At 60.1% G+C, this 446-nt stretch carries 1 protein-coding gene; it reads right to left on the bottom strand.

Features of this window, described 5'->3' with window-relative positions; all coding sequences use genetic code 11:
• Positions 1 to 82: 82 nt before the first annotated feature.
• Positions 83 to 446 (bottom strand): ShlB/FhaC/HecB family hemolysin secretion/activation protein (locus D7Y13_RS42905; protein WP_147452716.1); only part of this gene is annotated, 364 nt, incomplete at its 5' end.

The following is a 446-nucleotide window of genomic DNA, read 5'->3' as shown; positions in this document are numbered from 1 at the left end:
GCACTGGGCTGACGGGCAAGCAGAGCCATCTGGTTAACATCCATGTAAGCAACCTCAAAGCAGTGTCGAAAAAACGGTGTTATTAGAGGAAAAAGTCCATGCGGAAGTAGATCGGCGCTTCGCGCTCGACCACGTCAGGACGTTCCAGAGAGTGAGCGAAGGTCACCGACGCAGCGACATGCTCGCCCCGGGTGAACAGCTCTAACGAGTTGCTGGACAGGCGCCCATGTTCATCGCCGTTGTAGCGGTTGTTGCGGATCACGCCCTGGTCATAGCCGGCAGCGGCACCGTATTCGGCAAATACCGGGCGCAGCCAGTCAACGGTGACCGGTCGAGCCCAGCGTATTTCGTTGCGCCAGTAGCCGCCGCTGTCGCCAGCCAGAAACTGGTCCTTGTAGCCGCGCACCGAGGATGATCCGCCCAGGCTCAGACGCTGCGGGCTGAAC

This window comes from Corallococcus praedator, from assembly GCF_003612125.1.
Lineage (GTDB): Bacteria > Myxococcota > Myxococcia > Myxococcales > Myxococcaceae > Corallococcus > Corallococcus praedator.
Note: the sequence above shows the minus strand (reverse complement) of the source record. Positions and strands in the feature narration are given on the sequence as shown.